This is a genomic window from Streptomyces sp. NPDC042002 (genome assembly GCF_055588305.1).
On the sequence record NZ_JBVJCT010000016.1, the window covers coordinates 176,356 to 185,480 of the forward strand.

The following is a 9,125-nucleotide window of genomic DNA, read 5'->3' on the forward strand; positions in this document are numbered from 1 at the left end:
GGTGGTTACCTCCGGGGAGTCGTAGGAGTGGTGTTCAGGAGGTCCCGGGCGAGGAGCCCGGCACCGAGGCAACCGGCGGTGTCCCCGAGGGCGGCGGGGACGATCGACGGCAGCTTCTGGAAGGTGACGCGTCGTTCGACCGCGGCCCGCAGAGGTGTGAACAAGGTTTCCCCCGCCTCGGCGAGCCCGCCACCGATGATCAGCGTGCGCGGGTCCAGCAGGGTGAGCGCGGTGACCAGGCCGTCGGCGAGCGCGTCGACGGCCTCCTGCCAGACGGCCCGTGCCCTCGGGTCGCCCGACTCGACGGCCTTGGCGCAGTCCGCCGCGTCCGCCTCCGGGTCGCCGGACGCCTCGGCCCAGGCCTGGCTGACGGCCGCCGCGGAGGCGAACCGTTCGAGACAGCCGCGCTGCCCGCAGGGGCAAGGGGCCCCGCCGGGCCGTACGACGATGTGGCCGATCTCGCCCGCGAAGCCGTGCGCGCCCTCCTCGACGCTGCCGTCGATGCCGATGGCGCCCGCGATCCCGGTGCCCAGCGGGACGAAGAGGAAACGGTCCGCTCCCTGTCCGGCGCCGATCCGGCCCTCCGCGAGCCCGCCGGTGCGCACGTCGTGCCCGAGCGCGACGGGCACACCGCCGAGCCGCTCGCCGAGCAGCCGGCGCAGCGGGACATCGCGCCAGCCGAGGTTGGCGGCGTAGACGGCGATGCCGTTGCGCGCGTCGACGATGCCGGGGACGGCGACGCCGGCGGCCAGGGCGCTCTCGCCGAGGTGCTCCTCGCCGTAGGCGCGCAGTTCGGCGGCGAAGTCGAGGATCTCCTCGACGACGGCGTCGGGCCCGCGCTCACGGCCGGTCGCCCGGCGGGCCTGGTACAGCAGCGCGGGGTGCCCGGGGGTCCGCGACGGCGGCACGTCGGGGTGGCCCGAGGAAGGCTCGGTGTCCGCCCCGACGAGGGCGGCCTTCATCCCGGTGCCGCCCACATCGAGGGCGATGACATGTCTCACGGGGGACAGTGTCGCCCTTTACCCCTAGAGAGGTCTAGTCCACTCACGTGGTGTAGACCTTGTATCCGCATTCCGAGACGGATGCAACGGACGCAGAAGCAAAGACGCAGCCGATACGGCTCAGAGGCTCGGGGAGAACAAGCGGTGCAGCGAGGCACGACAGGAACGATCGCGGCAATCTCGGCCCTCGGCATGACGGCGGTCCTCGCCGGCTGCGGCGGTTCGGCCGGCGGCTCCTCCGACGTGACGCTGAGACTCGTGGCCGCTGACTACGGCGACTCCAAGGCCGACAGCTCGCAGAAGTACTGGGACGGCCTGGTCAAGGAATACGAGGCAGGCCACCCGGGGATCAAGGTCGACGTCAGCGTCCTGCCCTGGACCGATGTCGACCGCAGGGTCAAGGAGATGGTCGCGGCGGGCCACGCCCCGGACATGGCACAGATCGGCGCCTACGCCGACTACGCGGCGAAGGGCCGGCTCTACAAGGTGGACGACCTCCTCTCCACCTCCGTACAGGCCGACTTCGCCTCCGAGCTCACCGACGCGGGGCAGACGGACCACACGCAGTACGGCATGCCGTTCGCCGCGTCCACGCGGCTGCTCTTCTTCAACAAGACCCTGTTCTCCGAGGCCGGGATCACCCCGCCGAAGACCTGGAGCGAGCTCGCGGCCGACGCCGGCGTGCTCAAGGCCCGGGGCGTGAAGTTCCCCTACGCGCTGCCGCTCGGCCCCGAGGAGGCGCAGGCGGAGACCATGCAGTGGCTGCTCAGCGGAGGCGACGGGTACACCGACGACATCGGCACGTACTCCATAGACTCCCCGCAGAACATCCGGACGCTGACCTGGCTCAAGGACGAACTGGTCGGCAAGGGCCTCACCGGACCCGTCGCACCTGCCAAGCTGAACCGCGCGGACGCGTTCTCGGCGTTCACCCGGGGTGACGTCGGAATGCTCGTCGGGCACCCCACGCTGATGAAACAGGCCGCGAAGGCGGGCGTGCGGTTCGGCATGGTGCCGATGCCCGGCGCCGACGGCCGGAGCAAGGCCACCATGGGTGTCGCCGACTGGATGATGGCCTTCAAGAAGAACGGCCACCGCGAGCAGATCGGCGACTTCCTCGACTTCGTCTACCAGGACAAGAACGTCCTCGCCTTCTCCCACGAGTACCACCTGCTGCCGGTCACCGTCTCCGCCTCCGACGCGATGGCGTCCGACCGGGCCGACGCGGACCTGAAGCCCTTCCTCGCCCAGCTTCCGGCCTCGGTTCTCTACCCGGTCGGCAAGACCTCCTGGGCCGGCGTCAGCGCCGACGTCAAGAACGAGATCGCCCGGGCCGTGAGCCCGAACGGCGACCCGGCCCGGATTCTCGGCTCGCTCCAGAGCGGCGCCACCATGGCGGACAGTGCCGGCCGGCGGCCCCTGTCCTGACCGGCGCGGTCCCCGGCCCCGGCACGTGTCGGTGCCGGGGACTACCGTGCTGTCCATGCAAGAGCTGCCCGCGCGCGAACGGAGCATCCTCGCCCTGGAGCGCCGCGGCTTCCCCGGGCCGGGCGCCAAGGAGCGCGCCATACGCGAACAGCTGGGCCTCGCCCCGGTCCGCTACTACCAGCTGCTCAACGCGCTGCTGAACGACCCGAGGGCCCTGGCGCACGACCCGGTCACGGTGAACAGGCTCCGCCGGGTACGGGAGGCCCGCCGCGACGAGCGGTGAGGGCGGGGGAGAGGGCCGGCGGAGAGATCGAGCGGTGGGATCGGGGCATTCCGGCCGACGGGTCCCCCGCTCGGCCATGAGTCAGGGGTGCGCCCGCCGCCACCCGGATAGGGTCGACCCATGGGCAGCCACCCCGAATCCAAGGACTTCTCGCCGGCCCCGGTGACCCCCGCCGGGCGCGACGCTCTGGAGGCGATCCTCACCCGCCCCACCCGCACGGTCGTCGCACTCGACTTCGACGGAACCCTCGCCCCCATCGTCGCCGACCCCGACCGGGCCCGCGCGCACCCCGGCGCGGTCCCCGCCCTCGCGGCGCTCGCCCCCAAGGTCGCCTCCGTCGCCGTGGTCACCGGCCGCCCGGCCGGTGTGGCCGTGCGCCACGGCGACTTCGCGGGCGTCCCCGGCCTTGAGCACCTCGTCGTCCTCGGCCACTACGGCGCCGAGCGCTGGGACGCGGTGAGCGGCACGGTCACCGCCCCCGCCCCGCACCCCGGGGTGGCCGCCGTCCGCGCCGAACTGCCGGGGTTCCTCGACCGGATCGGCGCCTGGCAGGGCACCTGGATCGAGGAGAAGGGCCGTGCGGTCGCCGTGCACACGCGCCGCGCCGAGGACCCGCAGGCCGCCTTCGAGGCGCTCCGGGAGCCGCTGGCCGAACTGGCCGGCCGGCACGGCCTGATCGTCGAGCCGGGCCGCATGGTCCTGGAGCTGCGCCCGCCCGGCATGGACAAGGGCGTCGCCCTCATGGAGTACATCCGGGAGATCGGCGCCGAGGCCGTCCTGTACGCCGGTGACGACCTGGGCGACCTGCCGGCCTTCGCCGCCGTCGACAAGCTCCGCTCCGACGGGGTCCCCGGACTCCTGGTGTGCAGCGGCAGCTCCGAGGTCGGCGAACTCGCCGAACGGGCCGACCTGGTGGTCGACGGCCCCGCCGGAGTCGTCCACCTGCTCGCCGCCCTCGCGGCCCGGCTGGCCTGAGACAACCGGACCGGGACAACCGGGCTGAGAGGACCGGCTGGGACAACCTGGCTGGAACAAGGGTGCTGTCGGACGGTGGGTGACGGGCCGCCGGTCAGGCCTCCAGCTCGCGCAGCTGGTCCAGGAACCACTGGGCCGGGGGCAGCGCGGTGGCCGCGGCGGCCAGCCGCTTGGTGCGCTCGGCCCGTTCGCCCGGCTGCATGGTCAGTGCCTCGTGCAGCGCCCGTGCCGTACCGATCACGTCGTACGGGTTCACGGAGATCGCGTCCTCGCCCAGCTCCTCGTACGCCCCGGCCTCCCGCGAGAGCACCAGCACGCAGCCCTCGTCGGAGACGACCGGGACCTCCTTGGCGACGAGGTTCATGCCGTCCCTGATGGGGTTGACGAGGGCGACGTCCGCCAGCCGGTACGCGGCGAGCGAGCGCGCGAAGTCGTCCTTGACGTGCAGCACCACCGGGGTCCAACCCGGCGTTCCGTAGCGGGAGTTGATCTCGTCGGCGACGCGCTGCACCTCGGCCGTGTAGTCCCGGTACACCGCGAGGTCCTGCCGCGAGGGGTAGGCGAACGCCACGTGGACGACCCGCTCGCGCCACTCCGGGTGCTCGTCGAGGAGCTGCCGGTACGCCAGCATCCCCCGCACGATGTTCTTGGACAGCTCGGTCCGGTCGACGCGTACGACGGTCCTGCGGCCCTCGCCGATCTCCTCGCGCAGCGCGGCCATCCGCTCCTCGACGTCCGCCCGGTGCGAGCGCTCGCGCAGGAACTCGGCGTCCGCGCCGAGGCCGTGCACACCGACGCGGGTCCGGCGGGGCGGGCCGCCGTCCAGGTGCTCGACCGCCGGCGGCGCGTCCGAGGGCGAGGTCACGCGGTAGCGCCCGGGGTCGATCTCGCCCGCGCAGCGCATGAAGGCCGTCGCCCACCGCCAGGTCAGGAACGCCAGCCGGTCGGCGCCGAGCATGCCGTCCAGCAGTTCCGCGCGGATGTCGTCGGGGAGCATCCGGAAGTAGTCCTCGGGCGCCCACGGCGTGTGGGAGAAGTGGCCGATGCGCAGGTCGGGGCGCAGCTCGCGGAGCATCCCCGGCACCAGGCACAGGTGGTAGTCCTGGACCAGCACGGAGGCGCCGTCGGCGGCCTCCTCGGCCAGCGCCTCGGCGAAGGCGCGGTTGTAGGTCCGGTACGACGCCCACTGGCGCCGGAACTTCGCGTCGAAGACCGGCTCCAGCGGGGTCTGGTACAGCATGTGGTGGACGAACCACAGCACGGAGTTGGCGATGCCGTTGTACGCGTCGGCGTGCACCTCGGCGTCGATCGCCAGCATCCGTACGCCGTCCTCGCCGACTCCGCGCGCGACGGCCTCCCGGTCGCCGTCGCCGAGGGCGGAGCACACCCACAGGGCGCCCGCGTCCGGCCCGATCGCCGAGAGTCCCGAGACGAGGCCGCCACCGCCGCGCCGGGCGTGCAGCGAACCGTCCTCCCGTACCTCGTAGGTGATCGGGCCGCGGTTGGACGCGACCAGAATCCGGTGGGCACCGTGCGTTGAAGCCATGCCTCGAAACCTAGCCCCGTCTCGAAACGCTCAAACGTTCACTTCGGCCGTATGCGGTCGCGGCCGGCCGGTCCTGCCTACGCGGCCTTGCGCCGCTGGTACTCGGAGATTTCGGTCATCGGGGGCCTTTCCTCCGTGTCGACCGAGTACGTGCGCGGCTGGAAACCGTCCCGGCCGCGCACGAACTGGGTGAGGGCGGGGCGGATCAGATGGCCGCGCGCCAGCCGGAGCTGGGCGGTGCGGTAGATCGCGGCGGCCATCCGGCCGAGCGCCTGGCCGTCCTGGTGGCGGTGTTTGCGCACCCCGACGTCGACCTGGGCGAGGGCGTCCAGGCCCACCAGGTGCAGGGCGTCGACGAGCATGCCCAGTTCGACGCCGTAGCCGACGGGGAACGGGAGCTGTTCGAGCAGCGAGCGGCGGGCCGCGTACTCACCGCCGAGCGGCTGGACGAAGCCCGCGAGCTGCGGCCAGTGCATGTTCAGCAGGGGGCGGGCCATCAGCTCGGTGACCCGGCCGCCCTGGCCGGTGGCGCCGCCCAGCGGACGGTCGTACATGGCCTTGACCAGGTCGACGCCGGGATCGGTGAGCAGCGGGCCCACGATCCCGGAGACGAAGTCGGACGAGAACTCCTTGAGGTCCGCGTCGATGAAACAGACGATGTCCCCGCTCGTCACGAGCAGCGACCTCCACAGCACCTCGCCCTTGCCGGGCACGGCGGGGATCCGGGGGAGGATGTCGTCGCGGTGCACGACACGCGCGCCCGCGGCGGCGGCGACCGCGGAGGTGCGGTCCGTGGAGCCCGAGTCGACGACGACGATCTCGTCGACGAGGGGCACCTGCTGCATGAGGTCGTGGCGGATGATCGCGACGATCTCGCCGACCGTCTCCTCCTCGTTGAGCGCGGGCAGTACGACACTGACCGTCGACCCGGTGACGCGTTTGGCGGCCATGAGCCGGTGGAGGGGGCGGTCGGTCACGGACCAGGAGCGTGTGCTCAGCCAGCTTTCGACTTCTTTCAGCACGGTCTGCGGCTCCTCACTGTCTGATCACACGCTCTCATCGGCGTGCCCGCTGCGGCCAGCGGCAGATCGATTGCCGTCGTCTCGCGGTTCGGACGACTATCTCAACTGTCCTGGCCTTCGGTTACAGTCTTGAACAACGCGGATGACCATCGCATGTCCTGGATCGTCGGCATGTATCGCGTTCAACAGTTCAACAATCAAATACCGCTCATCCAGAGGGGCAGAGGGATACGGCCCGATGAAGCCCCGGCAACCCTCCAGCCGGTCTCGTACCGATCGATGTCGATCGCGTCGCGAGGCTCCCGGCTCGGGAAGGTGCCAAATCCGTCTCACGGCGAAGTGCGTCGTGAGGAAGATGAGGAAAGGGCCTCGCCTCCATGGCTGCGCAGACAGATGCAAGTACCACGAACTCCGCCGAAGCGGTGGACCTCGGCCCGGCCGCGGCGCTTTCCTGCCGCGAGTGCGGACACCGCGTCCCGCTCGGCCCGGTCTTCGCCTGCGAGGAGTGTTTCGGCCCGCTGGAGATCGCCTACGACTTCTCGGCCTACGAGACCGAAGAGCTCCGTAAGCGCATCGAAGCGGGACCCGCGAACATCTGGCGCTACGCGCCCCTCCTGCCCGTCCCCGCGGACGTGGCGGACAAGCCGAACATCAACCCGGGCTGGACCAAGCTCGTGCAGGCCGACAACCTGGCCCGCGAGCTGGGTGTCGACGCCGGGAAGCTCTTCGTCAAGGACGACTCCGGCAACCCGACGCACTCCTTCAAGGACCGCGTCGTCGCCCAGGCCATCGAAGCGGCCCGCGCCTTCGGCTTCACCACCCTCTCCTGCTCCTCCACCGGCAACCTCGCCGGCGCCGTGGGCGCCGCGGCGGCCCGCGCCGGCTTCCGCTCCTGCGTGTTCATCCCGCACGACCTGGAGCAGGGCAAGGTCGTCATGGCCGCGGTCTACGGCGGCGAACTCGTCGGCATCCAGGGCAACTACGACGACGTGAACCGTTTCTGCTCCGAGCTGATCGGCGACCCGGCCGGCGAGGGCTGGGGCTTCGTCAACGTCAACCTGCGGCCGTACTACGCCGAGGGCTCCAAGACGCTGGCGTACGAGATCTGCGAGCAGCTCGGCTGGAAGCTGCCGGACCAGCTCGTCGTGCCGATCGCCTCCGGCTCCCAGCTCACGAAGATCGACAAGGGTCTCCAGGAGCTGATCAAGCTCGGGCTCGTCGAGGACAGGCCGTACAAGATCTTCGGCGCCCAGGCCGAGGGCTGCTCCCCGGTGTCCGTCGCCTACAAGGCAGGACACGACGTCGTCCGGCCGCAGAAGCCGGACACCATCGCCAAGTCGCTCGCCATCGGCAACCCCGCGGACGGGCCGTACGTGCTCGACATCGCGCGGCGCACCGGCGGTGCGGTGGAGGACGTGAACGACGAGCAGATCGTCGACGCGATCAAGCTGCTCGCGCGCACCGAGGGCATCTTCGCGGAGACGGCCGGCGGGGTGACCGTCGGCGTCACGCGCAAGCTGATCGAGAGCGGTCTCCTCGACCCGACCCTGACCACGGTCGTGCTGAACACCGGCGACGGCCTCAAGACCCTGGACGCGGTGGCCTCGGACACCGGGCTGACCGCGACCATCCGCCCGAACCTCGACTCCTTCCGAGAGGCTGGCCTCGCATCATGAGCGTCAACGTCCGCATCCCCACCATCCTGCGCACCTACACCGGTGGCGCCGCCGAGGTGACGGCCGAGGGCACGAACCTCGCCGAGGTCATCACCGACCTGGAGAAGAACCACACGGGCATCGCCGCGCGCGTTCTGGACGACCAGGGCAAGCTGCGCCGCTTCGTCAACGTGTACGTCAACGACGACGACGTGCGGTTCGAGCAGGGTCTGGAGACGGCGACCCCGGACGGTGTGGGCGTCTCGATCATTCCGGCCGTCGCCGGAGGCTGACCGTTACCCCGTTTCGTTACCCTCGGTAATGCCGGACACGCAGAGTTCATCGAATTGCCCCCTCCGTGAGAGAAACGGAGGGGGCAATTCTGTATGGTTGAGGGCGCTACAGTTGGGGAAGCGACTTCGCTTTCGATGTTGGTTTCATGCCGGACGCATATGAGTACCCGTTCGGCGGCCGACAAGAAGTAGCCAAACTGCCTCCCCTTTATGGGTTGTTTATGGCATTTACGGGGCCCGACTTGCCCTGAATCCTTGCGGGTTCTCCGCATGTCATTGATCAGCCATGCCCAGAATTCTCGTCCGATTGACCTGTTGCAGAGGGCAGTTGGACAGATACATTCAGCCGCGGTCGACGCGTTCCGGCGCACACCCCCAACCGTTTGGGGGGTGAGGTCTGACCCGGATCCGCGAAGTGCGGATCTGTGCAAGGGCCAGTAATAGGGGAGTTAGGCATGGCTCAGGGCACCGTCAAGTGGTTCAACGCGGAGAAGGGGTACGGCTTCATCGCGGTCGACGGTGGTGCGGACGTCTTCGTGCACTACAGCGCGATTCAGATGGACGGCTACCGCACCCTTGAAGAGGGTCAGCGAGTGGAGTTCGAGATCTCGCAGGGCCAGAAGGGTCCGCAGGCGGACATGGTCAAACTCGCCGTCTAGTCCGGGCGCGAACGGCCACCGACGCACTCACGCCGAGGGGCCCGCATCCCACCAGGGATGCGGGCCCCTCGTGCGTCCTCGACGGCCTTCGGCCGCCCTCCGCCTGCCGTCCGCCTGTCTCGCGCGCGCCCGCGCGCACGCGAGCGTCCCCCCTTCGGGGGGGGGGGGGGGGAAACCCGGAAACCCCCCCAAAAAAACACCCCCCAACCCACCTTTCTGGGAAAGAAACACCCCCAAAAGACCAAGTTGCGGGAAAAGAGGCT

At 70.4% G+C, this 9,125-nt stretch carries 9 protein-coding genes and 1 riboswitch; of the genes, 6 read left to right on the top strand and 3 right to left on the bottom strand.

Features of this window, described 5'->3' with window-relative positions:
* Nucleotides 1-5: 5 nt before the first annotated feature.
* Complete coding sequence (locus ACZ6KY_RS24080; protein ID WP_469312339.1) at nt 6-1,001, bottom strand: ROK family protein; 996 nt, start codon at nt 999-1,001, stop codon at nt 6-8.
* A 144-nt stretch (nt 1,002-1,145) separates the two neighbouring features.
* Here ACZ6KY_RS24080 and ACZ6KY_RS24085 point away from each other — a divergent pair, with 144 nt between their 5' ends.
* From ACZ6KY_RS24085 to otsB, 3 genes are all read left to right on the top strand, one after another.
* Nucleotides 1,146-2,429 carry an ABC transporter substrate-binding protein gene (locus tag ACZ6KY_RS24085; protein WP_469312340.1) on the top strand — a complete coding sequence of 428 codons (1,284 nt, stop codon included), beginning with the start codon at nt 1,146-1,148 and terminating at the stop codon, nt 2,427-2,429.
* A gap of 55 nt (nt 2,430-2,484) precedes the next feature.
* The gene (locus ACZ6KY_RS24090) at nt 2,485-2,712 is read left to right on the top strand and encodes a DUF3263 domain-containing protein (RefSeq protein ID WP_469312341.1); all 228 of its coding nucleotides are present in this window, start codon (nt 2,485-2,487) and stop codon (nt 2,710-2,712) included.
* Nucleotides 2,713-2,832: 120 nt separating this feature from the next.
* On the top strand, nt 2,833-3,687 hold the full coding sequence (gene otsB, locus ACZ6KY_RS24095) for a trehalose-phosphatase (RefSeq protein WP_469312342.1): 855 nt from the start codon (nt 2,833-2,835) through the stop codon (nt 3,685-3,687).
* A gap of 94 nt (nt 3,688-3,781) precedes the next feature.
* Here otsB and ACZ6KY_RS24100 read toward each other — a convergent pair whose 3' ends face one another.
* Nucleotides 3,782-5,233 carry an alpha,alpha-trehalose-phosphate synthase (UDP-forming) gene (locus ACZ6KY_RS24100; protein ID WP_469312343.1) on the bottom strand — a complete coding sequence of 484 codons (1,452 nt, stop codon included), beginning with the start codon at nt 5,231-5,233 and terminating at the stop codon, nt 3,782-3,784.
* A 77-nt stretch (nt 5,234-5,310) separates the two neighbouring features.
* The gene (locus ACZ6KY_RS24105; protein WP_469312344.1) at nt 5,311-6,255 is read right to left on the bottom strand and encodes a glucosyl-3-phosphoglycerate synthase; all 945 of its coding nucleotides are present in this window, start codon (nt 6,253-6,255) and stop codon (nt 5,311-5,313) included.
* 205 nt (nt 6,256-6,460) lie between these two features.
* A riboswitch (SAM riboswitch) is annotated at nt 6,461-6,617 on the top strand.
* A 15-nt stretch (nt 6,618-6,632) separates the two neighbouring features.
* On the opposite strand from ACZ6KY_RS24105, the gene thrC reads away from it, so the two are divergent.
* The 3 genes from thrC to ACZ6KY_RS24120 all read left to right on the top strand — a co-directional run bounded on the left by thrC (nt 6,633) and on the right by ACZ6KY_RS24120 (nt 8,862).
* A complete protein-coding gene (gene thrC / locus ACZ6KY_RS24110; RefSeq protein WP_469312345.1) occupies nt 6,633-7,931 on the top strand; it encodes a threonine synthase in 1,299 nt (432 codons plus the stop codon).
* Nucleotides 7,928-8,203: a MoaD/ThiS family protein gene (locus ACZ6KY_RS24115; RefSeq protein ID WP_469312346.1), complete on the top strand. Its 276-nt coding sequence runs from the start codon at nt 7,928-7,930 to the stop codon at nt 8,201-8,203. Before thrC ends, ACZ6KY_RS24115 begins: the two co-directional genes overlap by 4 nt.
* A 455-nt stretch (nt 8,204-8,658) precedes the next feature.
* A complete protein-coding gene (locus ACZ6KY_RS24120; RefSeq protein WP_005315736.1) occupies nt 8,659-8,862 on the top strand; it encodes a cold-shock protein in 204 nt (67 codons plus the stop codon).
* Nucleotides 8,863-9,125: the final 263 nt, after the last annotated feature.